This window comes from Nonomuraea sp. 3-1Str, from assembly GCF_031570565.1.
In the GTDB taxonomy this organism is placed as follows: Bacteria; Actinomycetota; Actinomycetes; order Streptosporangiales; family Streptosporangiaceae; genus Nonomuraea.
This window is the reverse complement of record NZ_JALHBK010000001.1, coordinates 325,051-351,899: the sequence shown is the minus strand read 5'-3', so window position 1 is coordinate 351,899 and position 26,849 is coordinate 325,051. Positions and strand designations below refer to the sequence as shown.

General features: G+C 72.7%; 26 protein-coding genes. 18 read left to right on the top strand and 8 right to left on the bottom strand.

The features are described from left to right. Positions 1-2: 2 nt before the first annotated feature. From MTP10_RS01905 to rfbD, 3 genes are read left to right on the top strand one after another with little or no spacing between them, the layout of a single operon-like run. Positions 3-1,070 carry a glucose-1-phosphate thymidylyltransferase gene (locus MTP10_RS01905; protein WP_310707175.1) on the top strand — a complete coding sequence of 356 codons (1,068 nt, stop codon included), beginning with the start codon at positions 3-5 and terminating at the stop codon, positions 1,068-1,070. Further along, positions 1,067-2,011, top strand: coding sequence for a dTDP-glucose 4,6-dehydratase (gene rfbB / locus MTP10_RS01900; protein WP_310707174.1), 945 nt, complete (start codon positions 1,067-1,069; stop codon positions 2,009-2,011). Before MTP10_RS01905 ends, rfbB begins: the two co-directional genes overlap by 4 nt. Further along, complete coding sequence (gene rfbD / locus MTP10_RS01895; protein ID WP_310707173.1) at positions 2,008-2,892, top strand: dTDP-4-dehydrorhamnose reductase; 885 nt, start codon at positions 2,008-2,010, stop codon at positions 2,890-2,892. Before rfbB ends, rfbD begins: the two co-directional genes overlap by 4 nt. Here the strand turns inward: rfbD and MTP10_RS01890 are convergent. After that, on the bottom strand, positions 2,874-3,452 hold the full coding sequence (locus MTP10_RS01890; RefSeq protein ID WP_310707172.1) for a dTDP-4-dehydrorhamnose 3,5-epimerase: 579 nt from the start codon (positions 3,450-3,452) through the stop codon (positions 2,874-2,876). The genes rfbD and MTP10_RS01890 overlap by 19 nt on opposite strands. A 59-nt stretch (positions 3,453-3,511) precedes the next feature. Between MTP10_RS01890 and MTP10_RS01885 the strand changes: the two genes are divergently transcribed. From MTP10_RS01885 to MTP10_RS01845, 9 genes are read left to right on the top strand one after another with little or no spacing between them, the layout of a single operon-like run. After that, complete coding sequence (locus MTP10_RS01885) at positions 3,512-4,420, top strand: hypothetical protein (RefSeq protein ID WP_310707171.1); 909 nt, start codon at positions 3,512-3,514, stop codon at positions 4,418-4,420. A 1-nt stretch (position 4,421) separates the two neighbouring features. Next, the gene (locus MTP10_RS01880; protein ID WP_310707170.1) at positions 4,422-5,636 is read left to right on the top strand and encodes a class I SAM-dependent methyltransferase; all 1,215 of its coding nucleotides are present in this window, start codon (positions 4,422-4,424) and stop codon (positions 5,634-5,636) included. After that, positions 5,633-6,409: a glucose-1-phosphate cytidylyltransferase gene (locus MTP10_RS01875; RefSeq protein ID WP_310707169.1), complete on the top strand. Its 777-nt coding sequence runs from the start codon at positions 5,633-5,635 to the stop codon at positions 6,407-6,409. Before MTP10_RS01880 ends, MTP10_RS01875 begins: the two co-directional genes overlap by 4 nt. After that, the gene (locus MTP10_RS01870; RefSeq protein ID WP_310707168.1) at positions 6,406-7,062 is read left to right on the top strand and encodes a PIG-L deacetylase family protein; all 657 of its coding nucleotides are present in this window, start codon (positions 6,406-6,408) and stop codon (positions 7,060-7,062) included. The genes MTP10_RS01875 and MTP10_RS01870 overlap by 4 nt, the downstream gene beginning before the upstream one ends. A gap of 2 nt (positions 7,063-7,064) precedes the next feature. Further along, positions 7,065-8,084, top strand: coding sequence for an SDR family oxidoreductase (locus MTP10_RS01865; RefSeq protein WP_310707167.1), 1,020 nt, complete (start codon positions 7,065-7,067; stop codon positions 8,082-8,084). After that, positions 8,081-9,352, top strand: a complete 1,272-nt coding sequence (locus MTP10_RS01860) for a DUF4910 domain-containing protein (protein ID WP_310707166.1) — start codon at positions 8,081-8,083, stop codon at positions 9,350-9,352. Before MTP10_RS01865 ends, MTP10_RS01860 begins: the two co-directional genes overlap by 4 nt. Further along, on the top strand, positions 9,349-10,314 hold the full coding sequence (locus tag MTP10_RS01855; protein ID WP_310707165.1) for a hypothetical protein: 966 nt from the start codon (positions 9,349-9,351) through the stop codon (positions 10,312-10,314). Before MTP10_RS01860 ends, MTP10_RS01855 begins: the two co-directional genes overlap by 4 nt. Before the next feature lie 24 nt (positions 10,315-10,338). Then, the gene (locus MTP10_RS01850; protein ID WP_310707164.1) at positions 10,339-11,787 is read left to right on the top strand and encodes an oligosaccharide flippase family protein; all 1,449 of its coding nucleotides are present in this window, start codon (positions 10,339-10,341) and stop codon (positions 11,785-11,787) included. Then, the gene (locus MTP10_RS01845) at positions 11,787-12,677 is read left to right on the top strand and encodes a glycosyltransferase family 2 protein (RefSeq protein ID WP_310707163.1); all 891 of its coding nucleotides are present in this window, start codon (positions 11,787-11,789) and stop codon (positions 12,675-12,677) included. Before MTP10_RS01850 ends, MTP10_RS01845 begins: the two co-directional genes overlap by 1 nt. Before the next feature lie 6 nt (positions 12,678-12,683). Here the strand turns inward: MTP10_RS01845 and MTP10_RS01840 are convergent, their stop codons facing one another. Beyond that, positions 12,684-13,850 (bottom strand): acyltransferase, encoded by a 1,167-nt coding sequence (locus MTP10_RS01840; RefSeq protein WP_310707162.1) that lies wholly within the window; start codon positions 13,848-13,850, stop codon positions 12,684-12,686. 173 nt (positions 13,851-14,023) lie between these two features. Between MTP10_RS01840 and MTP10_RS01835 the strand changes: the two genes are divergently transcribed. After that, positions 14,024-14,818, top strand: a complete 795-nt coding sequence (locus MTP10_RS01835) for a hypothetical protein (RefSeq protein WP_310707161.1) — start codon at positions 14,024-14,026, stop codon at positions 14,816-14,818. An 18-nt stretch (positions 14,819-14,836) separates the two neighbouring features. On the opposite strand, the gene MTP10_RS01830 is transcribed toward MTP10_RS01835, so the two are convergent. Beyond that, a complete protein-coding gene (locus MTP10_RS01830; protein ID WP_310707160.1) occupies positions 14,837-15,640 on the bottom strand; it encodes a 2OG-Fe(II) oxygenase in 804 nt (267 codons plus the stop codon). A 156-nt stretch (positions 15,641-15,796) separates the two neighbouring features. On the opposite strand from MTP10_RS01830, the gene MTP10_RS01825 reads away from it, so the two are divergent. Beyond that, positions 15,797-16,459, top strand: a complete 663-nt coding sequence (locus tag MTP10_RS01825; protein ID WP_310707159.1) for a hypothetical protein — start codon at positions 15,797-15,799, stop codon at positions 16,457-16,459. Next, positions 16,456-17,886 (top strand): O-antigen ligase family protein, encoded by a 1,431-nt coding sequence (locus MTP10_RS01820; protein WP_310707158.1) that lies wholly within the window; start codon positions 16,456-16,458, stop codon positions 17,884-17,886. Before MTP10_RS01825 ends, MTP10_RS01820 begins: the two co-directional genes overlap by 4 nt. Here MTP10_RS01820 and MTP10_RS01815 read toward each other — a convergent pair. Beyond that, the gene (locus MTP10_RS01815) at positions 17,825-18,373 is read right to left on the bottom strand and encodes a dTDP-4-dehydrorhamnose 3,5-epimerase family protein (protein WP_310707157.1); all 549 of its coding nucleotides are present in this window, start codon (positions 18,371-18,373) and stop codon (positions 17,825-17,827) included. The two genes, MTP10_RS01820 and MTP10_RS01815, sit on opposite strands and share 62 nt — an antisense overlap. A 228-nt stretch (positions 18,374-18,601) precedes the next feature. Between MTP10_RS01815 and MTP10_RS01810 the strand changes: the two genes are divergently transcribed. Genes MTP10_RS01810 through MTP10_RS01800 form a run of 3 tightly spaced genes read left to right on the top strand, consistent with a single transcriptional unit; the run spans position 18,602 to position 22,767 of the window. After that, on the top strand, positions 18,602-19,354 hold the full coding sequence (locus tag MTP10_RS01810) for a WecB/TagA/CpsF family glycosyltransferase (protein WP_310707156.1): 753 nt from the start codon (positions 18,602-18,604) through the stop codon (positions 19,352-19,354). Positions 19,355-19,396: 42 nt separating this feature from the next. Next, entirely contained in the window at positions 19,397-21,439 is a 2,043-nt protein-coding gene (locus tag MTP10_RS01805; protein ID WP_310707155.1) for a glycosyltransferase, read from the top strand. Continuing rightward, entirely contained in the window at positions 21,439-22,767 is a 1,329-nt protein-coding gene (locus MTP10_RS01800) for a hypothetical protein (RefSeq protein WP_310707154.1), read from the top strand. Before MTP10_RS01805 ends, MTP10_RS01800 begins: the two co-directional genes overlap by 1 nt. On the opposite strand, the gene MTP10_RS01795 is transcribed toward MTP10_RS01800, so the two are convergent. The 4 genes from MTP10_RS01795 to MTP10_RS41875 all read right to left on the bottom strand — a co-directional run bounded on the left by MTP10_RS01795 (position 22,749) and on the right by MTP10_RS41875 (position 26,812). Next, positions 22,749-23,645: an NAD-dependent epimerase/dehydratase family protein gene (locus tag MTP10_RS01795; RefSeq protein WP_310707153.1), complete on the bottom strand. Its 897-nt coding sequence runs from the start codon at positions 23,643-23,645 to the stop codon at positions 22,749-22,751. The two genes, MTP10_RS01800 and MTP10_RS01795, sit on opposite strands and share 19 nt — an antisense overlap. A 64-nt stretch (positions 23,646-23,709) precedes the next feature. After that, a complete protein-coding gene (locus MTP10_RS01790) occupies positions 23,710-24,756 on the bottom strand; it encodes a 2-oxoacid:ferredoxin oxidoreductase subunit beta (protein WP_310707152.1) in 1,047 nt (348 codons plus the stop codon). Then, complete coding sequence (locus tag MTP10_RS01785) at positions 24,749-26,593, bottom strand: 2-oxoacid:acceptor oxidoreductase subunit alpha (RefSeq protein WP_310707151.1); 1,845 nt, start codon at positions 26,591-26,593, stop codon at positions 24,749-24,751. The genes MTP10_RS01790 and MTP10_RS01785 overlap by 8 nt, the downstream gene beginning before the upstream one ends. 144 nt (positions 26,594-26,737) lie before the next feature. After that, entirely contained in the window at positions 26,738-26,812 is a 75-nt protein-coding gene (locus MTP10_RS41875; protein ID WP_355437855.1) for a putative leader peptide, read from the bottom strand. Positions 26,813-26,849: the final 37 nt, after the last annotated feature.

Sequence of the window (26,849 nt, the reverse complement as noted above, 5' to 3'; positions counted from 1 at the left end):
AGGTGAAAGCACTCGTGCTCGCCGGAGGGGCGGGCACCCGGCTCAGGCCCATCACCCACACCTCCGCCAAGCAGCTCGTCCCCGTCGCCAACAAGCCCGTGCTCTTCTACGGCCTGGAGGCGATCGCGGACACCGGCATCCGGGAGGTGGGCCTGGTCGTCGGCGACACCCAGGCGGAGATCGAGGCGGCCGTCGGCGACGGCTCGGCGTTCGGGCTGGAGGTGACCTACCTGCGCCAGGAGGCGCCGCTCGGCCTGGCCCACGGCGTGCTCGTCGCCCGCGACTACCTGGGCGACGACGACTTCGTCATGTACCTCGGCGACAACTTCATCGTCGGCGGCATCGACGGCATCGTGCGCCGGTTCGCCCGCGAGCGGCCCGCCGCCCAGATCATGCTCACCAAGGTCAGCGACCCGCGCCAGTTCGGCGTCGCAGAGCTGGACGAGCGGGGCCGCGTCGTGGGGCTGGAGGAGAAGCCCGTCCGGCCCAAGAGCGACCTCGCGCTGGTCGGCGTCTACCTGTTCACCCCGGCCGTCCACGAGGCGGTGGCGGAGCTCAAGCCGTCCTGGCGGGGCGAGCTGGAGATCACCGACGCGATCCAGTGGCTGATCGAGGCCGGCCTGCCGGTGGAGTCCACGGTGATCTCCGGCTACTGGAAGGACACCGGCAACGTCGTGGACATGCTGGAGGTCAACCGCCTGGTCCTGGAGTCGCTGGAGCCCCGGGTGAGCGGCTCGGTGGACGAGGCCAGCGAGCTGATCGGCCGGGTCGTCGTCGAGCCGGGCGCCGTGGTGACACGCTCCCGCGTCGTGGGCCCGGCCGTCATCGGACCGGGCGCCCGCGTCGAGGACGGCTACGTCGGCCCGTTCACCTCCATCGGGGCGGACTGCGTGATCGCGCGCGCCGAGATCGAGTACTCGATCGTGCTGCCCCGCAGCTCCATCCGGGGCGTCAGCCGCATCGAGTCGTCGCTCATCGGCCACGACGTCGAGGTGACACCGGCGTCCGCCTCTCCCCGAGCCCACCGCCTCGTGCTGGGCGATCACAGCAAGGTGCAGATCAGCCAATGAGAATCCTCGTCACCGGCGGCGCCGGTTTCATCGGCTCGCACTTCGTCCGGTCGCACGACCGGGACGACGTGACCGTGCTGGACAAGCTCACCTACGCGGGCCGCCGCGCCAACCTCGACGGCGTCCGGCACACGTTCGTCCACGGCGACGTGTGCGACGCGGGGCTGCTCGCCGAGGTGGTGCCGGGCCACGACCTGGTGGTGAACTTCGCCGCCGAGTCGCACGTGGACCGCTCGATCGAGGGCGCCGCCGAGTTCGTCCGCACCAACGTGCTCGGCACGCAGACGCTCATGCAGGCGTGCCTCGACGCCGGAGTCCCCCGGGTCGTGCAGGTCTCGACCGACGAGGTGTACGGCACCATCGACAGCGGCTCCTGGGACGAGTCCGCGCCGCTCCAGCCGCGCTCCCCGTACGCGGCGTCCAAGGCGGGCGGCGACCTGATCGCCCGCTCGTACGCGGTCACCCACGGTTTGCACGTGTCGATCACCCGGTGCGGCAACAACTACGGCCCCCGGCAGTACCCCGAGAAGATCATCCCGCTGTTCGTCACGAACCTGCTGCGCGGCCGGAAGGTCCCGCTCTACGGCGACGGCCTGAACGTCCGCGACTGGATCCACGCCGACGACCACTGCGCCGGCATCGACGTCGTGGCCGCGAAGGGCGAGCCGGGCGAGGTCTACCACATCGCGGGCACCGCCGAGCTGACCAACCGGGAGCTGACCGGGCGCCTGCTGGAGGCGTGCGGCGCCGGCTGGGACCTGGTCGAGCACGTCGAGGACCGCAAGGGCCACGACCGCCGCTATTCCCTGGACGACACGCGGCTGCGGGCCCTCGGCTACCGCCCGCGCGTCCCGTTCGACCAGGGGCTCAAGGACACCGTCGCGTGGTACGCCGCCCACCGCGACTGGTGGGAGCCGATCCTGCGGGGGGAGAGCGCGTGAGGTGGCTGATCACGGGCGGCGGCATGCTGGCCGCCGACGTGCTGCGCGCCGTCGTGGCGTCGGGCGAGCCGGCGCTGCTGCTGGGCCGCTCCGAGCTGGACGTGACCGACCGGCGCGCGGTGCGGGACACGGTGGCGGCCCGCCGCCCCGGCGTGGTGGTCAACTGCGCGGGGTGGACCGCCGTGGACGACGCCGAGACGCACGAGGCCGAGGCGCTGGCGGTCAACGGCCACGCGGTGGCCACGCTCGCCGAGGCGTGCTCGGCGGCCGGGGCGCGGCTGGTGCAGATCTCCACCGACTACGTCTTCGACGGCACCAGCCGCGAGCCGTACCGGGAGGACGCCCCGACGCGCCCGCTGAACGCCTACGGCCGCACGAAGCTCGCCGGGGAGCTGGCCGCGCTGGAGCACGGCCACCACGTCGTGCGCACCGCCTGGCTGTACGGCGCCGCCGGCCCCAACTTCGTGCGCACCATGACCCGGCTGGCCCGCGCGGGCACGGCCGCCGACGTGGTGGACGACCAGCGCGGCCAGCCCACGTGGGCCGCCGACCTGGCCGCCTTCGTGCTGCGGCTCGTCCGGTCCGGCCTGCCTCCGGGCGTCTACCACGGCACCAGCGCGGGCGAGACCACCTGGTGGGGCCTGGCCCGTGAGGTCTACGCCCTGTGCGGGGCCGATCCCGGTCTGGTGCGCCCCGTCCCGAGCAGCGCGTACCGGCGTCCGGCGGCGCGGCCGGGCAACAGCGTGCTCGCCCACACCAGGTGCGCGCCGATCCGCCCGTGGCGGGAGGCGCTGCGCGCGGCGTGGCCCGCGCTGGCCGGGGAGCCGCCGCGGCTCCCGGCCAGGGTGGGGGAGGCGGGGCCTCAGTGCGGCGCGGCGTAGAACTTCACGCACTCCTCGTAGCCGGGCAGCAGTCCCGCCGCGCGCGCCTCGCCGAGGGTGGGCGCCGCCGCGTCCTTGTCCGACAGCACCGGCTCCACGCCCTCCGGCCAGGCGATCCCCAGCGCGGGGTCGAACGGGTGGACGCCGTGCTCGCCGCCCGGGTTGTACGGCTGCGAGCACAGGTAGACGACCGTGGCCCGCTCGCTCAGCGCCATGAACGCGTGGCCGAGCCCCTCGGCGATGAGCATGGCCCGCGGCGTCTCGTCGTCCATCCGCACCGCGTCCCAGCGGCCGAACCCGGGCGAGCCGACCCGCAGGTCCACCACCACGTCCAGCACGGCGCCCGCCACGCACATCACGTACTTGGCCTGGCCCGGCGGCACGGCCGCGAAGTGCACGCCACGGACCACGCCCCGGTGCGAGACCGAGCAGTTGACCTGCGCGGCCTCCATGGGGTGCGGCAGCCCGGCCGTACGGAAAGCCTCGAAGAACGAGCCGCGGAGGTCGGCGTGGACACGTGGCGTGTGCAGCCACGCCCCTTCGACCGAGAGGGGATCCATGATCGCAGGATGCCACGGTCCGAACCCCGCACCTATACCTCGAGAAAGGGATCTTCCACATGACGGCCGTCCTCTCCAACAGCACGGTGACCGACGACCGGCGGCGCGACATGCTGTTCCGGGGTGACCTGTTCGTCCACTCCGCCTCGCCGGCGGCCACGGAGCTGGTGCGCTTCGCCCGGGAGCTGGTCGCCGACGCGTTCGGCGCGCGCGACCCGGAGACCGCGCAGCACGACATGCCCGTGGAGGACTTCGCCCGGCTGCTGGCCGAGCTGAAGCCACGCTTCATCCACCATCCGAGGTGCAAGGAGCTGGTGCCGGCGCTCATCGAGGAGCGCGGCTGCGACCCGTCGCTGACCTACTTCGACGTGCCCCGCTTACGCACCTCCACCTCGCACGACTACCTGGTCTCGGGCATCTCGTACGCCTTCCACCCGCACCGCGACTGCTGGTACTCGGCCCCCTTCAACCAGGTCAACTGGTGGGTCCCGGTCTTCGAGGTGGTGCCGGAGAACGTGATGGCCTTCCATCCCGGCTACTTCGACACGCCGGTGCGCAACGGCAGCGCCGGCTACGACTACGCGGAGTGGAACCGGACGAGCAGGCGGACCGCCGCCCGGCACGTCCACGGCGACACCCGGTCCCAGCCGAGGCCGGAGGAGGAGATCGACCTCGACCCGCAGATCCGGGTCGTGCCCGAGCCGGGCGGGGTGCTGATGTTCTCCGGGGCCCACCTGCACTCGACGGTGCCCAACACCTCCGGCCGGACCCGCTTCAGCATCGACTTCCGGACCGTGCACCTCGCCGACGTGCGCGAGCGCAGGGGCGCGCCCAACGTCGACGCCCGCTGCACGGGCACCACGCTGCGCGACTTCGTCCGGTGCCGCGACCTCGCGCCGATGCCCGAGGAGCTCGCGGCGGCCTACGAGGCCGAGGCCGAGGCCCTGGCGCCGGCCGGGGTGCGCTGACGTGGCCGCCGCCTGTCGGCTGTGCGGCTCCACCGGCCTGGCCGGGGTGGTGGATCTCGGCGCGACGCCGCCATGCGAGTCGTTCCTCCCCGCGGACCGGCTCGACGAGCCCGAGACGACCTACCCGCTGCACCTGCGCGTCTGCACGGAGTGCTGGCTGGCCCAGCTGCCGCCGCTCATCACCCCCGAGCAGACGTTCACCGAGTACGCCTACTTCTCCTCGTACTCGACGTCGTGGGTGGAGCACGCGCGGCGCTTCGTCGAGGAGCAGGACCTCTCGCCCGGCGCGTTCGTGGTGGAGGTGGCCAGCAACGACGGCTATCTGCTCCAGCACGTGGTGGAGCGCGGCGTGCGCTGCCTCGGCATCGAGCCGTCGGCCAACGTCGGCCAGGCCGCCCGGGACCGCGGCGTGCCGACGCTCACCGCGTTCCTCACCCCGGAGACCGCCCGCCTCGTCCGCGAGGAGCACGGGCCGGCCGACCTGGTCGTCGCCAACAACGTGTACGCGCACATCCCCGACGTCACCGGCTTCACCCGCGGGCTGCGCGCCCTGGTGGCCGACGACGGGCGGGTCTCCATCGAGGTGCAGCACCTGCTGACGCTCATGGAGCTCAACCAGTGGGACACGATCTACCACGAGCACTTCCAGTACTACACGGTGGCCTCGGCGCGGCGGGCGCTGGCGAGCGGCGGCCTGAGGCTGGTGGACGTGGAGCTGCTGCCCACGCACGGCGGCTCGATCCGGCTGTGGGCGGTGCCGGACCCGACGGCCTCGCCCTCCTACCGGGTGGCCGACGTGCTGGCCATGGAGAAGGCGGCGGGGCTGCACGAGCTGTCCGGCTACCACGACTTCGCGGCGCGGGTGGCGAAGGTCCGGCGCGACCTGCTGCGCTTCCTCATCGACGCGGCGGACGCGGGCCGCACGGTCGCCGGCTACGGCGCCCCGGGCAAGGGCAACACGCTGCTCAACTACTGCGGCATCCGCCCCGACCTGCTGCCGTACACCGTGGACCGCAACCCGTACAAGCACGGCCGGTTCACGCCCGGCTCGCGCATCCCCGTGCTGCCGCCGGAGCGGATCGCCGCCGACCGGCCGGACTACGTGCTGGTGCTGCCGTGGAACCTGCGTGACGAGCTGGTCGAGCAGCTCTCCTACGTCCGCGAGTGGGGCGGCCGGCTGGTCTTCCCGATCCCCGAGCTGGAGGTGGTGTCGTGAAGGTCGTCCTGTTCTGCGGCGGGCGGGGCACCCGGATGCGCAGCGAGATGCCGGGCGGGGACCTGCCCAAGCCCATGCAGTTCGTCGGGCCGCGCCCCCTGCTCTGGCATGTGATGCGGTACTACGCGCACTTCGGGCACAAGGAGTTCGTCCTCTGCCTCGGCTATGGGGCGCAGCACATCAAGGACTTCTTCCTCGGCTACCGCGAGACGGTCTCGAACGACTTCGTGCTCCGCGACGGGCGCGTGGAGCTGCTGTCCAGCGACATCTCCGGCTGGTCGGTCTCCCTGGTGGACACCGGCGTGGACTCGCCCATCGGGGAGCGCCTGCGCCGGGTGCGCGACCACCTCGACGGCGAGGAGATGTTCCTGGCCAACTACGCCGACGTGCTGACCGACGCGCCGCTGACCGACATGATCCGCCGCTTCACGGCCACCGACGCGGGCGCGTCCATGATGGTGGTGCCGCCCACCAACACCTTCCACGTGGTGGACGTCAGCGAGGCGAACGTCGTCGGCGGCATCACCCCGGTCAGCGCGATGCCGCTCTGGGTCAACGGCGGTTTCTTCGTGCTGCGCCAGGAGATCTTCGACCACATCCCGGAGAACGGCGACCTCGTGGCCGACGGCTGCGCCGAGCTGGCCAAGCGCGGCCGGCTGCTCGCCTACCGGCACCGCGGCTACTGGCGGCCCAGCGACACCGTCAACCAGCGGCTGGAGCTGGACCGCTCCTGGGAGCGCGGCGACCGGCCGTGGGCCCTGTGGGAGGCATGACGGTGAGGGGACTCCGGCCAGGCGCGCTGACCCGGGTCGTCGCGCTGGGCGCGCACTGCGACGACATCCCCATCGGCGCCGGCGGCACCCTGCTGACGCTCTGCGCGGGGCGGCCCGGCGTGCGGGTGGACGCGCTCGTGCTGTCGGGCGGCGGCACCGGGCGGGAGGACGAGGAGCGGGCCGCGCTGGCCGCCTTCTGCCCCGGCGCCGACCTGGCCGTCACGGTGCTGAAGCTGCCCGACGGGCGGCTGCCGTCCCACTGGGAGCAGGCCAAGGACGCGCTGGAGGACCTGCGCGCCGAGACCAGCCCCGACCTCGTCCTCGCCCCCTGGCACGGCGACGCGCACCAGGACCACCGCGGCCTGGCCGAGCTGGTCCCCACCGTCTTCCGCGACCACCTCACACTCGGCTACGAGATCGTCAAGTGGGACGGCGACCTCGGCCGCCCCTCGGTCTACCAGCCGCTGACCCCCGGCACGGCCGAGGCCAAGGCCGGCCTGCTGGAGCGCCACTACCCGTCGCAGCAAGGGCGGTCCTGGTACGACCGGGAGGCGTTCCTGGGGCTGGCCCGCGTCCGCGGCGTCGAGTGCGGCGCCCGCTACGCCGAGGCGTTCTACACCCGCAAGCTCACCATCGACCTGGCTGGAGACTGAACGTGCGGATCCTTCTGACCGGGCACCAGGGCTACCTGGGCACCGTGATGGCCCCCGTGCTGAGAGACGCGGGCCACCAGGTGGTCGGCCTCGACTCGGGGCTGTTCGCCGACTGCGTGCTCGGGCCCGTGCCCGACGACCCGCCCGCCCACGCGACGGACCTGCGGGACGTGACCCCCGCCGTGCTCGACGGCGTGGACGCCGTCGTCCACCTGGCGGCGCTGTCGAACGACCCGCTCGGGTCGCTGGCGCCCGAGCTGACCCACGCCATCAACCACCACGCCTCCGTACGGCTGGCCCGCCTGGCCAGGGACGCCGGGGTGAGCCGCTTCCTGTACGCCTCCACCTGCTCGGTCTACGGCGCCTCCGGCGGCGACGGCCTGGTGGACGAGGACGCGCCGCTGCGGCCCGTCACGCCGTACGCGGAGTCGAAGGTGCGCGTGGAGGACGACCTGGCGGAGCTGGCCGACGCCGACTTCTCGCCGGTGTTCCTGCGCAACGCCACCGCGTTCGGCTTCTCCCCCCGGCTGCGTGCCGACATCGTGCTGAACAACCTGGTGGGGCACGCCCACCTGACCGGCGAGGTCCGGGTGCTGTCCGACGGCACCCCGTGGCGTCCGCTGGTGCACGCCCGGGACATCGCCGAGGCGTTCCTGCGCGCCCTCACCGCGTCCCGCGAGGCCGTCCACGGCCGGGCCTTCAACGTGGGCACGGAGCGCAACAACGTGACGGTCGCCGAGATCGCCGCCGAGGTCGCCGAGGCCGTGCCCGGCTCCACGCTGGTCATCACCGGCGAGACGGGCAGCGACCCGCGCTCGTACCGGGTGGACTTCTCCCGCGTGCGGCAGGCGCTGCCCGGCTACGAGGCCCGCTGGACGGTCAAGGAGGGCGCGGCGGAGCTGGTGGACGCCTACCGCGCGTACGGGCTGACAAGGCACGACTTCGAGCGCCGTTACACGCGCCTGGCCAGGCTGTCGGACCGGCGCGCCGCGGGCGAGATCACCGCCGAGCTGCGGCCATGACGCCTGACGAGATGCACGCCCTGGTCGAGCGGCTGTACCCGATCTGCCGGAGCATCACCGGCGACGGGGTCCGCCGCACCCTCGACGTGATCGGCGAGCGGCTGCCGCTCACCGTGACCGAGGTGCCGACGGGCACGCAGGTGCTCGACTGGACGGTGCCGAAGGAATGGAACATCCGCGACGCCTACGTCAAGGACCCCTCGGGCCGGCGGGTCGTCGACTTCCGCGCCTCGAACCTGCACGTCGTCGGCTACAGCGTGCCCGTCTCCGGCGTCTTCACGCTGGAGGAGCTGCGCCCGCGCCTGCACACGCTGCCGGAGCAGCCGTCCCTGGTCCCCTACCGGACCGGCTACTACGCCGAGACATGGGGGTTCTGTCTCAGCCAGGACGTCCTGGACGGGCTCGGCGAGGGGCCGTACGAGGTGCTGGTCGACTCGACCCTCGCCGACGGGTCGCTGACCATCGCCGAGCACGTGCTGCCGGGCGAGCTGCCGGACGAGGTCGTCGTCTCCTGCCACGTGTGCCACCCGTCGCTGGCCAACGACAACCTCGCCGGGATCGCGGTCGCCACGGCCCTGGCGACCCGGCTGGCCGCGATGCCGGGGCGGCGGTACACGTACCGGTTCCTGTTCATGCCGGGCACCATCGGCGCGATCACCTGGCTGGCGCTCAACCGGGACCGCGTCGGACTCGTCCGGCACGGGCTCACCCTGGCCTGCGCGGGCGACCGGGGGCAGCTCACCTACAAGCGCAGCAGGCGCGGCGACGCCGGCATCGACCGGGCCGTCACGCACGTGCTCAGGGACCGGCCGCACACGGTGCTCGACTTCTCGCCGTACGGCTACGACGAGCGGCAGTTCTGCTCGCCCGGCTTCGACCTGCCGTTCGGCGGCCTCACCAGGACGCCGTACGCGGGCTACCCGGAGTACCACACCTCGGCCGACGACCCCGGATTCGTCACGCCGGAGGCCATGGCCGACACCCTGGACGCGCTGTGGCGGGTCGTCGGGGTGCTGGAGGGGGAGCGCACCTACCTCAACCTCAGCCCGTACGGCGAGCCGCAGCTGGGGCGGCGCGGCCTCTACGGATCTCTCGGCGGGAGAAGTGACACGAAACAGGCGCAGATGGCGATGTTATGGGTGTTGAACCTGTCCGACGGGGACCACAGCCTGCTTGACGTCGCCGAACGCTCGGGACTGCCCTTCGAGGCGGTCGAGGACGCCGCGCGGGCGCTGGCCGCCGCCGGACTGCTGAAGGAGATCGCTTGAACCTCAGGGTCGGAGACGTGGTGGAGGTACGCGGCGAAGCCGAGATCCTCGCCACGCTGGACGAGCGTGGCGAGCTCGACGGGCTGCCGTTCATGCCGGAGATGCTGGCGTTCTGCGGTCGCCGGATGACCGTCCACAAGGTCGCGCACAAGCTGTGCGACACGCAGACCCGCAGCGGACTGCGCCGGATGGAGCGCGCGGTGCACCTGACCGGGGCGCGCTGCGACGGCTCGGCGCACGGCGGCTGCCAGACGGCCTGCTCCCTGTACTGGAAGGAGGCGTGGCTGAAGCGGGCGGGGGACGGCGGCGAGGCGTCCCCGGCCGTGCCCGAGGGGCGGCTTCTGCCGTTGCTGGAGGTCAACACCCGCAAGCCGCCCGGGGCGGACGGCGAGGAGCGCTACTCCTGCCAGGCGACGGAGCTGCTGCGCGCGGCCCCGGTCTGCCTGCCGGTCCGCAGCGTCGGCCAGTACGTCACCGACGTGCGCTCCGGCAACGTCGGGCCGGTCCGCACGGTCCACGCGCTGCTCATCGGGGTCTTCAACCGGCTCCAGGCGGTCAGCAGGCGGGTCCTGCCGAAGAGGCTGTGGTTCAGGGAGGGGCTGCGCTGGGGGTTCCTGCGCCCGGGGCTGCGCGGCCGGACGCCCACCGGCTCGCTGGACCTGAAACCGGGCGAGCTGGTCCGGGTCAAGCCGCAGGCGGAGATCCTGGCCACGCTCAACCAGGACATGCTCAACCGCGGCCTCGGCTTCGAGGAGGAGATGGCGCGCTACTGCGGCAAGGTGGTCCGCGTCCAGGCCCGCGTCGAGCGGTGCATCGACGAGCGCTCCGGCCGCCTGCTCACGATGAAGTCCCCCTGCATCACGTTGGAGAGCGTGGTGTGCCAGGGGGTGCACAGCCTCAACTGCCCGCGCGAGTTCGTGCCGTTCTGGCGCGAGATCTGGCTCGAACGGGTCACCCCCTAGCAGGCACGGCCGGGAAAGGCACGGATGGACGAGACGGAGCGCGTCGAGGAGATCGGCGCCCGGGCGGGCCGAGGGCTGCGCTGGAGCATTCTCGGCAACCTCGTCACGAGGGCCGGCTCGTTCGCGATGGGGCTGGTGCTGGCGCGCGTGCTCGCGCCCGAGGACTTCGGCACGTACGCGGTGGCGCTGGCGGCGACGCAGCTCGTCATGCACATCAAGGACGTGGGCATCCAGGCGGCGACCGTGCAGTGGCGGGGCCGCCTGGAGGAGATCGCGCCCACGGCCACGGTGCTGAGCTTCCTGTTCGCCACCGGGCTGTACGGGATCTTCTGGGCGTTCGCCCCGGTCTTCGCCCGGATGGCCGGTGACGGGGAGGCCACGGGCGTCGTCAGGCTGCTCACCTCGATCATCCTCATCGAGGCGTTCACCGCGGTCCGCAGCGCCGCCCTGCTGCGCCGCTTCGACCAGGACAAGCTGACGCTCGCCATCATGGTCGGGTTCGTGGCGAACGCCGCCGTGGCGATCACGCTGGCGTTCGGCGGCGCGGGCGCCTACAGCTTCGCGTGGGGGCAGGTCGCCGCGTCGGTGGTAACCGGGGTGCTGATCTTCGTCTGGGGCTGGGTGCCGGTCAGGATCGCGCTGGACCGGGAGGTCGCGGGCAGGCTGCTGCGCTTCGGCATCCCGTCGGCCCTCGGGTTCGGGCTCGAAGCGGTGCTGATGAACGCCGACTACGTCGTGGTCGGGGACGTGCTCGGGTCCGAGCAGCTCGGCTACTACCTGCTGGCGTTCAACGTGTCGAGCTGGGTGCCGGGCATCATCGGCACCGCCCTGCGCTACGTCTCCCTGCCGAGCTTCTCCCGCCTGGCGGAGGACCCGGCGGCGCTGGCGGAGGGGGTGCGCAGGTCCGTGCCGGTGATGGTGGCCTTCGTGCTGCCGCCCGCGCTGGTCATGGGCGTCCTCGCGCACCCCCTGGTCACCTTTCTGTACGGCGAGCGGTGGGACTTCTCCGCGGGCGTGCTGCGCTGGCTGGCCGTGCTCATGGTGGTGCGGATGCTGATCTCGTTCCTGGCCGTGGACATCCTGACCGGGCTGGGCGCCACCAGGACCACCGTGTGGCTCAACCTCGTGTGGGCCGCCGCGCTGCTGCCCGCGCTGGTGGCCGGGGCGCACCTGGGCGGCATCAGGGGCGCGGCCGTCGCGCACGCGCTGGTGGCCGTGGTCGTCGCGTTCCCCGTCGCCCTGCTCCTCCTGCGCCGCGTCGGCGTGCGGGTCACGCCCGCGCTGCCCGCCCTTGCCCGGCCCGCGGTGGGGGCGGTCGCCGCGGGCGCGCTGATGCTCGTCCTGGACTCGCTGACCTCCGGCGGGCCCGCGCTCGTGCGGCTCGCCGTCGCCGGCGGCGCCGGGCTGCTGCTCTTCGTCCTGGTCGTGGTGCCCGGCGCCGCGCTGCACAAGCTCGTCAGAAGGAGCGCCTGATGGCATTCGACGACACGCTGGTCTCCGTGGGGCTGCCCGTCTACAACGGCGCCGACCGCGTGGAGAAGGCGATCACCTCGGTCCTGGCGCAGGACCATCGCGCGATCGAGCTGGTCATCTGCGACAACGCCTCGACCGACCGCACCGAGGAGGTGTGCCGCGACTGGGCCGCGACCGACCCGCGGATCGTCTACCACCGGCAGCCGGAGAACATCGGGCAGCTGCGCAACTTCAGCGACGCGATCCGCCGCTCCCGGGGGGAGTTCTACCGGTGGGCCGGCGACGACAACTGGCTGGCGCCGGACTACGTCTCCCGCTGCCTGGAGGTCTTCGCCCGGGACGAGCGGCTGCTCCTGGTGACCACCCAGCAGGCGTACACCGGCCCGGACGGCACGACGCGGACCGCGCCGTACACGGGGACCGGCTACCTGTCCGACGACCCCGTGGACCGGTTCGCCGAGTCGCTGCGGATGCTCAACGAGGACCCGTTCGCCATGGACCCGCTGTACGCGCTGATGCGCCGCACCCGCGTCATGGCCGTCAACCGGGGCCCCGTCCTGCTGCGCGAGGACGAGATCTTCGCCGCCCGGATGGCGCTGGCCGGCCCGTGGGGGCACGTGCCCGAGATCCTCGCCGGCCGTGACTGGGAGGCGCAGCGCATGGCCGACATCGCCCGCAAGCTCGGCGCCCCGGCCTGGCACGTGCGCGTCTCCACGCTGCTCCAGTGCAGGGAGCTGCTGCGGGCGCTCGGCGAGGTCGGGCTGAGCCCCGCCCAGCGCCGCAGGGGCCGGGCGATCGTGGCCCGCATGTACGTGCGCAGGCACGGCACGGCCGCCGTCCGCCGGGGCCGCCGGCTCGCCGGCCTGGGCGCCGCGCTGGTCGGCCGGTAGCCCCGGTCACTCCCCGGGCGCCTCGGGGACGGGCCGCGCCCGCGAGAGCCGCTCCCGTACGGCCGCCCGCAGCGCCGCCGCCCCCCGGTGGCGCTGGAACGGCAGCTCGAACAGCGCGGCGAACCCCCGGGCGAACACCACCGAGACCGGCACGGCCAGCGCCAGCAGCACCAGGAACCCGGTCACGCCCGGCTCGAAGCGCGGCGCGACGACGAAGTGGTGCAGCACGACCACCACCGGCGCGTGCACCAGGTACAGGCTGTAGGAGAACGAGCCGAGCGAGCGGATCGGGCGGCTGTCGAGCAGCCGCACCAGCGGCCTCGGCCGCCCGCCCGCCACGGCCGCCAGCAGCAGCCCGGCCGCGGGCGCGAGCGCCAGGTCCACCCAGAAGAAGTGCGCGACCGTCCAGACCGGGCCCTGGACGGCGACGAGGGCGACCACGGGGACGACCGCGCCGAGCGCCGCCCAGGGCAGCGCCGCCCGGACCGGTCCCCGTACCGGCGCGCGCAGCACCCCGGCCGCCAGCACCCCGGCCGCGAACAGCACGGCGAACTGCGGCGTCAGCCGCATGAGCATCCCCACCGCGGGCACCCCGCCCGCGAGCAGGCCCACCGCCACCACGACGACGGTGACGGCCGCCACCATCGCCGCCGCGCCGAGCCGCCGCACCACCAGCAGCAGGAGCGGGAGGGCGAAGTAGAGCTGCGCCTCGATCGCGATCGACCAGAACGCCCCGTTGGGGCTCGGCGAGCCGAACAGGTCCTGCACGAGCAGCCCGTGGAAGACCACGCTCTTGGCCGTGGGCGCTCCCTGGCCCGGCTGCGGCACCAGCGCCCACGCGACCGCGAGGCTGAACACCAGCGCCGCCCAGTACGGCGGCAGGATGCGCCACGCGCGGCGGCGCGCGAACCGGCCCAGCCCGCCGAGCCGCCAGCCGGACCGGGCGGGGGAGACGGCCAGCGAGAAGCCGGACAGCGTGATGAAGACGACGACGGCGAAGTGACCGTAGAGCAGCCAGCTCGCCCAGGCGGGGCCCGTGTCGGCGGGGAAGCCGGGGAAGGAGAGGAGCCGGCAGTGGTGCAGCACCACGAACAGCGCGGCCAGGCCACGGATGCCGTCCAGCCCGCTCAGCCTTCCGGGCTGCTCGGACGGCGCAGTCTCCCCCGACGTCATGCCCACCCCCGCACCGGCCGGTTTCCGGCCACCGTGGAGTTCATCGCGTCAGAACAGGCCGGCGTAACAAAGCGGATGTAACGGGCGTACGGGAAATTGCGATGTTCGCATTGGAACGGTCTTTCGGGGGGTTTATGGCGCCCCCGTTGCCGCGCGTATCGGGCAGGGGATAAATGGAATTCTGGACGACCATTCTCGGCCTCGCCCGGCAGAAGTTCATCGCCATCCCGATCGCCGTCCTCGCCGTCGCCCTGGCGTTCACCGGATATCTGGTGATCCCCGAGCGGTACATGACCAGTGCCTCCATGGTGCTCGTCACCCCGTCGGGCGGCGGCTCCATCGACGGCACCAAGCCCGTCGCGCAGACCAACCCCCTGCTCCAGTTCACCGACGACCTGCGGACCACCGCCAGCATCCTCATCCTGGCCATGAACACCTCTGACGTGTTCGCGTCCGTCGGCGTCACCGAGGACGGGCCGACCGAGCTGACCGTCGACGACGGCCGCAGCAACCCCACGCTGCTGGGCGTGGGCACCACCGGCCCGTTCATCTACGTCCAGGTCGAGAGCGACTCGCCCGCCACGGCCGCCAAGGTCCTGGCGGCGACGCAGGAGCGGCTGCGGCAGGAGCTGGAGGACCGGCAGAACGAGCTGAAGGCGCACCCGATCACCTTCGTGCAGGCCGAGGACGTCGTACGGCTCCCGCCGGAGGCGGACGGCTCGGCCAGGCTCCAGGGCGCCGTCGGCGGGCTGCTGCTCGGGCTGGTGGCCGGCTTCGGGGCGGCGTACGCGGTCGTGCGCCGGAGGCTGTTCCCGCGCACCCCGGTCCCCTCCGAGGAGAGCGAGCCCGAGGGGGCGCCGCCGGAGGACCTGGCGCCGGAGCCGGCCGGTGACGGGCCGGGGCCCGCCCCGTCCGGCGATCCGGACGAGACGGGCCCCATCGACGTCGTGCGCCTCAACGGCCGCTGACCCCGTGCGGGACCGCGGCTACTTGCGGCGGCCGGCCAGGTCCGCCAGCGCGGGCGGCACCCACCGCCTGGCCGTCTGCCGGAGGCTGCTCTTCCACTCCTCGCCCGGCCGCTGCTTGAACTTGGTGTCGTGCTCGTCCAGCCTCTCCTCGTCCGGGCGGCCGTTGGTGTAGTAGTACAGCGCCATCGAGCGGCGCGCCCGGTCGTCCGGGCAGGTCAGCGGCTCCGGGTGGCCGTGGTTGGCGTCGTCCGTGGTGGCGAACAGGACGAACCGATTGAACACCGGCAGGATCCGGTGCTCGCAGGTGGTCATGTCCTTGTCCCAGAGCTGGAGGTGGCCGCCGTACGACTCCTCCCAGTCCTTGTTGAGGTAGAGCAGCCCGTTCAGCCGGCGGTCGAGGTCGAGCCTGCGGTGCCGGTTGAAGTCGACGTGCACCTTCAGGAACCCGCCGGGCCGGATCTGGTGCAGCCCGCCGCCGTCGTAGTGGGGGTCGGACACGAGGTGCTCGATGCCGGTGAGCCGCTCCAGGAAGTCGACGAACACCTGGCCGTTGAACTCGGCCAGCAGGTGGCGGGTGGCGGGGCCCATGCGCTCGGTGTCGGCGAGCGCGAGCTTGATCTCCCTGGCGTTGTCGAAGCGCTGCCACTCGGGGTCGCGGGGCTCGGGGAACTCGGCGAGCACCGGCTCCAGGACCTCGGCGGGCAGGAAGTCGTCGATGACGACATGCCGGAACGGGCTGGCCTTGAGAAAGCTTTCCCGAAGGCCGTCGGCGAGCGGAAGGAGTTCGTCGCGGCGGAAGGTAAAGCTCTGCACATGCTGCATCGGTGCTCCCCACCCCTGAATGGACGCGAAATGCCCCGGCAGTGACATCGCGCTGCACCGTTGTCTCGTTACAAATTCCCCGGTAACGCCGCATGCCGGATTAAACGATGACTTGGTGGGAGAACATGGGTTTTCCGGCACGGGGGAGGAAGCGCCTTGGACTTCTGGGGGACGGTCCTGGTCGTGTTCCGGCGGTGGTACGTCACGCTGCCCGCGTTCCTGCTCTCCCTCGGGGTGGCGTTCGCCGTCTACCGGACGGTCCCGGCCGTCTACCAGTCGAGCGCGGTGCTGGTCCTGACCGTGCCCGTCACGGGCGGGAGCGTTCCAGCCAACCCCGACTACCCGAACCCCCGCGTCAACCCGCTGCTCAACTACGACGGCGCGCTCAACGTCTCCGCCTCGATCCTGCTCCAGGCGCTCAGCGCCCCCGAGACCGCGGCGAAACTCGGCGCGCCGCCGGGCGGCGACACCACGTACGTGGTCCACAACGGCAGCGCCAACCCCGAGCTGCTGGCCAACGGCCCCTTCGTGATCATCGAGGCCAAGAGCCCGTCGGCGCAGGTCGCGCACGCCCTCGTCGTCAAGCTGGTGCAGCAGGCCAAGACCGAGATGGTCGCCCGTCAGCAGGTGCTCCAGGCGCCGCCGAGCACGTACATCAAGCTCACCGAGATGGTGACGCCGACCAGCCCGCTGGAGCAGCGCGGCGGCAAGAGCCGGACGGCGGCGGCCGTGCTGGCGCTCGGCCTGTTCGCGGGCCTCACCGCCGGCTTCGCCGCGGAGAGCGTCGCCGCGGCGCTGGACCGGCGGCGGCCGGCATGACCACCTCGGCCGCCTCGACCACCGCCGCCCCGGCCGGGACCCGGACTCCGCCGGAGGCGTCCGCGCCGCCGGGGCCGCACCGGGCCGACGGCGCCACGCTCGGCGTCGTGTTCGCCGTCATCCTCATGATCGTCCCGGCCCGGCTGGTGTACCGGGGCCTGTCCTTCGCGATCACCCCGGCCGAGTCCGTCGGCCTGTTCGCGCTGGTGTGGTGGCTGTGCGCGCACTTCACCGGCACGCTCGGCGCCGCCAAGGGCCGCACGCTCGTCCGCTCCGCCGTGTTCGTGTACGCCGCCGCCCTGCTGGCCTCGTACGCCTACGCGACGGCCGGCGCGCTGCCCCGGGACGAGGTGGAGCTGGCCGACCACATGCTGATCACCGCGTTCGCCATGATCGGTGTCGTGCTGCTCGTCGTGGACGGGGTGCGCGGCCGGGACCGGCTCGACCTGGTGCTGAAGACGGTCGCCGTGATGGGCGCCGTCCTCGGGGTGGTGGGGGCGGTGCAGTTCCTGTTCGCCTTCGACCCGACGAAGTACATGGTGCTGCCCGGCCTGCGCTTCACCCAGCAGGAGCTGTTCATCCTGGAGCGCAACGGGCTGAGCAGGGTGGCGGCGACCACCGGGCACCCCATCGAGTTCGCGGTCATGTGCGCGATGATCCTGCCGATCGCCCTGCACTTCGCGTTCCAGGCGCGCGAGCGGGGCCGGCCGTCGCTGCGGTGGTGGGTGTGCGCGGCGCTGATCGCGGCCGGGATGGTGTTCTCGGTGTCGCGCTCGGCCTTCGTCGGGCTGGCGGGCGCCGCCGTGGTGCTCCTCATCGGCTGGCCGAAGGTGCGGCGACTGCTCGCGGCCGGGGCCGCGCTGCTCTTCCTCGCCGGGGTGAAGCTCGTGGTGCCGGGCGTGCTGGGGGCCATCGTCGCGCTGTTCACCAACATCTCCAACGACTCAAGCCTGCGCTGGCGGACCATGGACTACGCCACCGCCGCCACCGAGATCGGCCGGCACCCCTGGCTGGGCCGCGGGCTGGGCACCTGGTACGCCCCGAAGTACCTGGTCTTCGACAACCAGTACATCCTCACGACCGTCGAGACCGGGATCATCGGCGTGCTGGCCTTCGCGGGGCTGTTCGCGGCGGGCATCTGGTCGGCGCTGCGCGCCAGGCGCCTGCTGGCCGACCCGGCGGGCCGCGACCTCGGCCTGACGCTGGCGGCCTGCCTGGTGGTGCCGCTGATCGGCTCGGCCACCTTCGACCTGCGCGCGTACGCGGTGATCACCGGGCTGTCGTTCCTGCTGGTGGGGGCGGCGGGAGCCCTCCTGCGCGAGGCCCGCGCCGCGCGGGCGGCGACCCCCGCCGCGCAGGGCGGACTCAGCCGAGCAGGCGCTCCCGCGCCTCCTTCCACGAGCCCGCCGCGAGATCCCGCGCGCTGATGGCAGTGACCGGGAGCGGCCAGCCGATGGCGAGGTCCGGGTCGTCGTAGCGCACCGTCAGGTCCTCGGCCGGGTCGTGCTCCCTGTCGATCCGGTAGCACACGTCGGCCTGCTCGGTCAGCGCCTGGTAGCCGTGGAAGAGGCCCGGCGGCACGTACAGGTGGGCGAACTCCTTGTCGTCGAGCACCACGCTCCAGCTCTCGCCGAACGTGGGCGAGCCGGGTCGCGCGTCCACCAGCACGTCGTGGATCGCCCCGCGGGCGCACCTGACCAGCTTGGCCTCGCCCCGCCCGAGCCGGCAGTGCATCCCGCGCAGGGTGCCGAGCCGCGAGCGGGACTGGCTGTCCTGGACGAACGCGGCCGGGTCGAGCCCGTGCTCGGCGGCCATGGCCGTGTCGAACGTGCGGGTGAAGAAGCCCCTGTCGTCGTGGTGGGGGGTCGGAACGAAGATCAGGACCCCGTCGAACGCGCCTCGCTCCACTCTCATGCGCCCATGATCGCCGCCCGCCCGCCGCACCGGAAGCCCTCGCCCGACCTGGTCGAGCGATCCTCGACCGGCGCGCCGGAATCGCAGGTCGAGCGAGCCTCGACCGCCTTAGGTAACGGCTTTGTCTCTTATGCCGATTATTTCGTGAAAGGTCGTGATGTTAGGTCGGCTGCGCGAAGGAGCGACACCATTCCGGCGGATCCCTTCCTCACGACCCCACCGGCGCGCGTGCGCGTCGGAGCGGTCCACATCCTGGCCCTCACCGAGACGGCGGTCGCCGAGCACGTCTCCCGGTCCTGGGCGGACGGCCGGGGCGGCGCGATCGTCACCGCGAACGTGGACATCGTCAGAGCCGCCACCCGCGACCCCGCCCTGGCCGCGCTGGTCGCCCGAGCCGAGCTGGTCGTCGCCGACGGCATGCCGGTCGTGTGGGCGGGCCGCCTGGCCGGGGCCGCGATCCCGGAGCGGGTGACCGGCGCCTCGCTCGTCCACACCCTGTCCGAGCGGGCCGCGGCGGACGGCCGCTCCGTCTACCTGCTGGGCGGCGACCCCGGCGTGCCCGAGGCCGCCGCGGCGGCGCTCGTGGCGCGCAGCCCCGCGCTGCGGATCGCGGGCACCCACTCGCCGCCGTACGGGTTCGACACCGACGCCGAGGGGCGGCGCGAGGTGGCGAAGCGGGTGCTCGCGGCCCGCCCCGACCTCGTGCTGGTCGGTCTGGGCTTCCCCAAGCAGGAGCGGGTCATCGAGGGCCTGCGGGCCGCGCTGCCCGCCACCTGGTTCCTCGGGTGCGGCGCGGCCATCCCGATGGCCGCCGGCCGGTTCAGCCGGGCCCCGCGCGCCCTGCAGAGCGTGGGCGGCGAGTGGCTGCACCGGCTCGCCCTGGAGCCACGCCGCCTGGCCCGCCGCTACCTGCGGGAGGACGCCCCCTTCGCCGTCGCGCTGCTCGCCGGCGCCCTCCTCGGCCGCTTCCGACGCCCTTGACCCGACAAGCTCGACCCGACGCTCCTGAGAGGCCACGCCCGCATGCTCGCGATAGTGATCGTCACCTACTTCAGTGAGCGGGTCGTCGGCGACTGCCTGCGCTCCCTGGCCGCCGCCGGAGCGGGCGACGCCCGGGTGATCGTGGTGGACAACGACTCGGCCGACGCGACCCTCGCGCGGGCGCGGGAGGCGCTGCCCGCCGTCGAGGTCGTCTCCACGGGCCGCAACGCCGGCTTCGGCGCCGCCGTGAACGCCGGGATCGCCGCCGCCCCCGGCTGCGACGTGCTCGTGCTCAACCCCGACATCCGGCTCGACCCCGGCGCGATCACGGCCCTGCGGGAGGCACTGGCCGAGCCGGGCACCGGCATCACGGTCCCGCGCCTCACCGACGACTCCGGCCACCCGCACCTCTCGCTGCGGCGCCGCCCCACCGTGCTGCGGGCGTTCGGCGAGGCGCTGCTGGGCGGCCACCGGGCGGGCCGCGTCCCCGCGCTGGGCGAGCTGGTCGTGGCCGAGCAGGCGTACGAGCGGCCGGGCACCGCCGACTGGGCGACCGGCGCGGCCTGGCTGGTCTCCCGGCGCTGCCTCGACGCGACCGGCCCCCTCGACGAGCGCTACTTCCTGTACTCGGAGGAGACCGAGTACATGCTGCGCGCCGGGGACCGCGGCTTCGCCGTCCGGTACGTGCCGGCCGCCCGCGCGGTCCACCTGGGCGGCGAGCAGTCCACCTCCAGCCGGCTGTGGGCGTTGTCCGCGGCGAACCGGGTCAGGCTCCACCGTCAGCGTCACGGCCGGCCGCGCGCCCTGCTCATGCGCCTGGCCGTCGCGCTCAACGAGGCGCTGCGCGCCGCCACCCGGGGCGCGAGCGGCGGGGCACGCCACCGGGCCGCCCTGCGCGCCCTGTGGCGCATGCCGCGCTGGCCCCGGGAGACGCCCGAGCCGCCCGGCTACGTCTGCTTCTCCGCCCAGGACTGGTGGTACCACAACCAGGCGCACTCCGACTTCCAGCTCATGCGCTCGATCGCCGCCCACCGCGAGGTGCTGATCGTCAACAGCATCGGCATGCGCATGCCCACCCCCGGCAGGTCCACCCAGGTCCTCCGGCGGATCACCCGCAAGCTGCGCAGCGTCGCCAAGCTCGTGCGCGAGCCGCTGCCCGGCTTCCATGTGATGTCGCCGCTGCCGCTGCCCTTCTACGGCTCGCCCCTGCTGCGCCGCCTGAACGCGGTGCTGGTCCGGGCCCAGGTGACGGCGGTGTGCCGGGCGCTCGGCATGCGCCGCCCGGTCGTCGTGGTCACCATCCCCACGGCGTGGGACGTGGTGCGCCCCATGGCCAGGAGGTCGCTGGTGTTCAACCGCTCCGACAGGCACTCGGCGTTCCCCGAGGCCGACGCCGCCACCATCGGCGCGCTGGAGCGCGCGCTGCTGGCCCGCGCCGACCGCGTCGTCTACGCCAGCCGGGCCCTCATGGCGGACGAGCGCCCCCTCACCGGCGACCGGGCGCACTTCCTCGACCACGGCGTGGACCTCGGCCACTTCACCCGCACCGCCGCGCTCCCGCCCGACCTGGCCGCCGTCCCCGGGCCGCGGATCGGCTTCTTCGGCGCGCTGGACGACTTCGTCGTGGACTTCGACCTGCTCGAACGCGTCGCCGTCGAGCTGCCGCACGCGTCGCTGGTGCTCATCGGCGACGCCACCGCGCCGATGGAGCGGCTGACGAAGTATCCCAACGTCCACTGGCTCGGTTTCCGCCCGTACGAGCGGATACCCGAATACGGGTCGGGCTTCGACGTGGCCATCATGCCGTGGCAGGACAACGCCTGGATCCGGCACGCCAACCCGATCAAGCTCAAGGAGTACCTGGCGCTCGGCCTGCCCGTCGTCAGCACGGACTTCGCCGAGCTGGCCGCCTACACCGGCCGGGTCAGGGTCGCCGCCGGCCACGCCGCGTTCGTCGAGGCCGTGAAGCTCACGCTCGACACGGGCGGCCCGGCGACGGCCGGGGAGCTGCGCGCGTCCGTGCTGGACGCGTCCTGGTCCACGCGGGCCCGCGAGCTCATGGCGCTGGCCGAGGGGGAGCGCTGATGCGGGTCCCCCGCCCGCTCCTCGCCCTGGCTGCCGTGCTCGTCGCGGCGGCCGTGGTCTGGGCCGTGCTCAACCTGCGCCCGGCCGGGCCCGGCGCCGAGAACCCGCCGCCGACCGGCCCGGCGCCTGCCGCGCCCGCGCTCAAGCCCGTCGACTGGGAGGGCGGCCCCGCCTACTACGGCCGCTTCCCGGCCACCGCCGCCGCCGGCTGGACCGACCCCTCCTTCTTCCCGGTCGGCGTCTGGTACGAGTCCGTCATCACCCAGGACGACGTGGACAAGGACCGCGAGGCCGGCATCAACACGTACGTCGAGCTGACCGAGACCAGCGACATGGCGCTCATCAGGAAGAACGGCATGTTCGCCATCACCGGCAAGCCGATCGGGGGCTACGGCGCCGAGACCGTCGCCTGGCTCATCACCGACGAGGCCGACATGTGGGCCGGCCCCGGCGACGACGGCTGGACCGGCAACTTCCCCGGCCAGGGGCCGCTGTGCGTCCCCGACGACCCGCACAAGGAGCGCTGCGGCTACACGGTGATGAAGACGCTCAAGGACCGCCTGCCCAAGAACGACGGCCGGCCGCACTACGCCAACTACGGCAAGGGCGTCATGATCTGGCAGAACGACCGGCAGGCCGGCCGGTTCGTCAACGACTACACCGACCTCGTCTCCCTCGACGTCTACTGGTACACCAGCTACTACGCCTGCCTGGACGCCCAGAACTCGCTGAAGTTCCGGGCCGGCCAGTGCACCAGGGCCGCCAACTACGGCCTGCTCATCGACCGCCAGCGCAGGCTCGACGCTCTCGACGGCAAGCGGCAGCCCATCTACGCGTTCGTCGAGGTCGGCCGGCCCGCGCCCGAGGACAAGCGGCCGATCGAGCCCGCCGAGCTCAAGGGCGCCGTCATGAGCTCCCTCATCCACGGCGCCCGCGGCGTCGTCTACTTCAACCACAGCTTCGGCGGGCCGTGCCAGAGCCAGCACGTCCTGCGCGACGCGTGCGGCGTGCGGACCAGGCCCGCCGTCATCGAGGTGAACAGGCAGATCAAGGAGCTGGCCCCCGTCCTCAACACCCAGTCGCTCGCCCACGACTTCGGCAAGGGCGTCGACACGATGCTCAAGCGGTACGGCGGCTCCTTCTACCTGTTCGCCATGCCGGGCCTGGACGGCGGTCCGGGGACGCGCACGTTCACGCTGCCGCCCGGCCTCCCGGCGGGCCGGGTCGAGGTGCTCTTCGAGAACCGGCGCGTCCCCGTGAGCGGCGGCGCGTTCACCGACGCCTTCGCCACGGAGAGCACCTACCACATCTACCGGATCACACCCTGACGGGCCGCGTACCAGGCGACCGTCCGGCGCAGGCCCTCCTCCAGCCCGACGCCCGCCTCCCAGCCGAGCAGCTCCCGCGCCGGACCGGTGTCGGCCGCCTGCGGGACGTCCAGCGGCCGGTCCGACACCGCGCCGAAACGCGGCCCGCGGCCGCTCCCCACGATCCGGTGGAGCAGCTCCACCACCTCGCGGACCGACGCCCGTACCCCGGTGCCCACGTCGAACGCCCGCCCCACGGCCCGCCCGCTCGCGCCCGCCGCGGCGAACGCCGCCACCACGTCGTCGACGTACACCCAGTCCGCCACCTTCGCGCCGCTGGTCAGCCGCGGCTCCTCGCCCCGCAGCAGCGACAGCGTCACGTACGGCACCAGCTTCGTCCCGTCACGCTGCCCCGGCCCGTACACCATGGTGGGCCGCACGATCGTGTACGGAACGCCCCACAGCCGGTGGAACAGGTCCGCGTACCCCGAGGCCGCGGCCTTGGCCATCGCGTACGGCGAGGGCGGCGCCGCGTGCCCGTTGCCCGGCCGCGGCTCCTCGCTCGACCCCGCCAGCACCACCCGGCTGCCCGACCGGGCCGCGGCCGCCAGCACGTTGACCGTGCTCGTCAGGTTGCCCTGCAGCGTGGGCAGCACGGTCCCGGTCTCGCGAGCGCCGTCCACCTCGCCCGCCAGGTGGTACACCACGTCCGGCCGCACCGCGGCGAGCAGACTCTCCACCGCCGCCGCGTCACGCAGGTCGGCCCGGTGCCACGTCACCCCCGGCACGGCCGGCGGCTCCGAGCGGCTCACCCCGTGCGCCTCGCCCGACAGCCCCAGCCGCCGGACCAGGTGCGAGCCGATGAAGCCGGTGGCGCCCGTCACCAGCGACCCGGGCATGTGTCCCCCCAGACATGACAGAGGGGACGGCTGCTCGCCGTCCCCTCATCCTCGGTCCATCGCCTCAGCTGATGCGCCAGGTGTCGCCGCCCATCAGCAGGTCCGTGAGGTCGCCCTGGCCCTGCTGCGCCACGGCCTCGTCGAGCTGCTCGGCCATCAGCACGTCGTACGCCGGCCGGTCCACCTGGCGGAAGATGCCGATCGGCACGTGCTCGAACGCCGGCTCGTCCAGCCGCGACAGCGCGAACGCCACCGACGGGTCGGGCGAGTGCGCGTCGTGGACCACGATCCGCTCCGCCGGGGCCTCCGCGAGCGGCACCACCTGGATGCCGCCGTTGTCGCCCCGCACGACCGCCTTGGACGCCGACACGATCGGCTGCCCGTGCTCCAGCCGGAGCGTGATGTCGTCGCGGACCTCGGGGTCCTTGAGCGGCTCGAAGGCGTTGTCGTTGAAGATGTTGCAGTTCTGGTAGATCTCCACCAGCGACGTGCCGCGGTGGGCGGTCGCCTCGCGCAGCACCGACTGCAGGTGCTTGCGGTCGGAGTCGATGGTGCGGGCCACGAACGACGCCTCCGCGCCGAGGGCCAGCGAGATCGGGTTGAACGGCTTGTCCAGCGACCCCATCGGCGTCGACTTGGTGATCTTGCCGACCTCGGAGGTCGGGGAGTACTGCCCCTTCGTCAGGCCGTAGATCCTGTTGTTGAACAGCAGGATGTTGAGGTTGACGTTGCGGCGCAGCGCGTGGATCAGGTGGTTGCCGCCGATCGACAGCGCGTCGCCGTCACCCGTGATCACCCACACGCTGAGGTCCGGCCGGCTCGCGGCCAGGCCCGTCGCGATCGCCGGCGCGCGGCCGTGGATCGAGTGGAAGCCGTACGTGTTGAGGTAGTACGGGAAGCGCGAGGAGCAGCCGATGCCCGAGACGAACACGATGTTCTCGCGCCGCAACCCCAGCTCCGGCAGGAAGCTCTGCACCGCGGCCAGGATCGCGTAGTCGCCGCAGCCGGGGCACCAGCGGACCTCCTGGTCGGACTTGAAGTCCTTCAGGGTCTGCTTGGCATCCGTCTTGGGGATGAGGGACAGGCCCTTCCCGTTGAGCAGCTCAGTCACTGTCGATCACGTCCTGGATCACTCCGGCCAGCTCCTCGGCCTTGAACGGCAGGCCGCGCACCCGGTTGTAGCTGATGATGTCGACGAGGTAGCGGGCCCGCAGCAGCAGCGCGAGCTGCCCGAGGTTGATCTCCGGCAGCAGCACCTTGTCGTAGCCCTTGAGGACCTCGCCGGTGTTGGCGGGCAGCGGGTTGAGGTGGCGCAGGTGGGCCTGCGCGACCTTGCCGCCGCTCTTCCTGATGCGCCGCACCGCCGCGGCGATCGGCCCGTACGTCGAGCCCCACCCGAGCACGAGCACCCGGGCGTCGCCGTCGGGGTCGTCCACCTCCAGGTCGGGCACGTCGATCCCGGCGATCTTGGCGGCGCGCACCCTGACCATGTGGTCGTGGTTGTTCGGGTCGTAGGAGATGTTGCCCGTGCCGTCGGCCTTCTCGATGCCGCCGATGCGGTGCTCCAGGCCCGCCGTGCCGGGGATCGCCCACGGGCGCGCCAGCGTCTCGGTGTCCCGCTTGAACGGCAGGAACTCGCCGTCGTCGCCGTTGGGCACGGTGGTGAACTCCTGCGAGATGTCCGGCAGGTCGGACACCTCCGGCAACCGCCACGGCTCGGAGCCGTTGGCGAGATAGCCGTCGGACAGCAGCATGACCGGCGTGCGGTACTTCACCGCGATCCGGGCCGCCTCGACCGCCGCGTCGAAGCAGTCGCTCGGCGACATCGGCGCCACGATCGGCACCGGCGACTCGCCGTTGCGGCCGAACATGGCCATCAGCAGGTCGGTCTGCTCCGTCTTGGTCGGCATGCCGGTGCTCGGCCCGGCCCGTTGCACGTCCACGACGATCAGCGGCAGCTCGGTGGTGACCGCGAGGCCCACGGTCTCCGCCTTGAGCGCCACTCCCGGACCGGAGGTCGTCGTCACGCCCAGCGCGCCGCCGAACGCCGCGCCCAGCGCCGCGCCGACGCCCGCGATCTCGTCCTCCGCCTGGAACGTGCGGATGCCGAACCGCTTGTGCTTCGACAGCTCGTGCAGGATGTCGCTGGCCGGGGTGATCGGGTACGAGCCGAGGAACAGCGGGAGCTTCGACTGCACCGAGGCGGCGATCAGGCCGTAGGCGAGCGCCTGGTTGCCGGAGATGTTGCGGTAGACGCCCGGGGCCAGCCGGGCCGGCTTGACCTCGTACGACACCGAGAACGACTCGGTCGTCTCGCCGTAGTTCCAGCCCGCCTGGAAGGCCGCGATGTTGGCCTTGGCGATCTCCGGCTTCTTGGCGAACTTCTGCTGGAGGAACGTGATCGTGTGCTCGATCGGCCGGTGGTAGAGCCACGACAGCAGGCCGAGGGCGAACATGTTCTTCGAGCGCTCGGCGTCCTTCTTCGACAGGTCGAAGCCTTCGAGGGCCTTGACCGTCAGCGAGGTCAGCGGCACCGCGTGGACCCGCCACTCGGCGAGCGCGTCGTCCTCCAGCGGGTTGGTCTCGTAGCCGACCTTCTGCAGGTTGCGCTTGGTGAACTCGTCGGTGTTGACGATGATGTCCGCACCGCGCGGCAGGTCACCCAGGTTGGCCTTCAGCGCCGCCGGGTTCATCGCCACGAGCACGTTCGGCGCGTCGCCGGGCGTGAGGATGTCGTGGTCGGCGAAGTGCAGCTGGAAGCTGGAGACGCCCGGCAGGGTGCCGGCGGGCGCGCGGATCTCGGCCGGGAAGTTGGGCAGCGTGGACAGGTCGTTGCCGAACTCCGCCGTGCCGGCGGTGAAGCGGTCACCGGTGAGCTGCATGCCGTCGCCGGAGTCGCCGGCGAAGCGGATGATCACGCGGTCGAGTTGCTGGACCTGCTTCGTCACAGCTCAGTCCTCCTCGACGCGCCAATGCGCGGTCGCTTGGGGCGCGTTCTCAGTTCCATGCTAGATCCTCGCGAGGTTCAACACGTTTCCTCTGCGCATAGCGCGGGTAAACGCGGTGGGAGTCAGGGGGAGGCCGGAGAACCGCTAGGGGTGACACAGCGCCGACGCGAGCCTGCCGAGGTCGACATGCAGGCGGGCGAAGAGGACGGTTCGGGTCACGAGGGCCAACTATACGTCCCCCTAAGGGGTGCGCCAT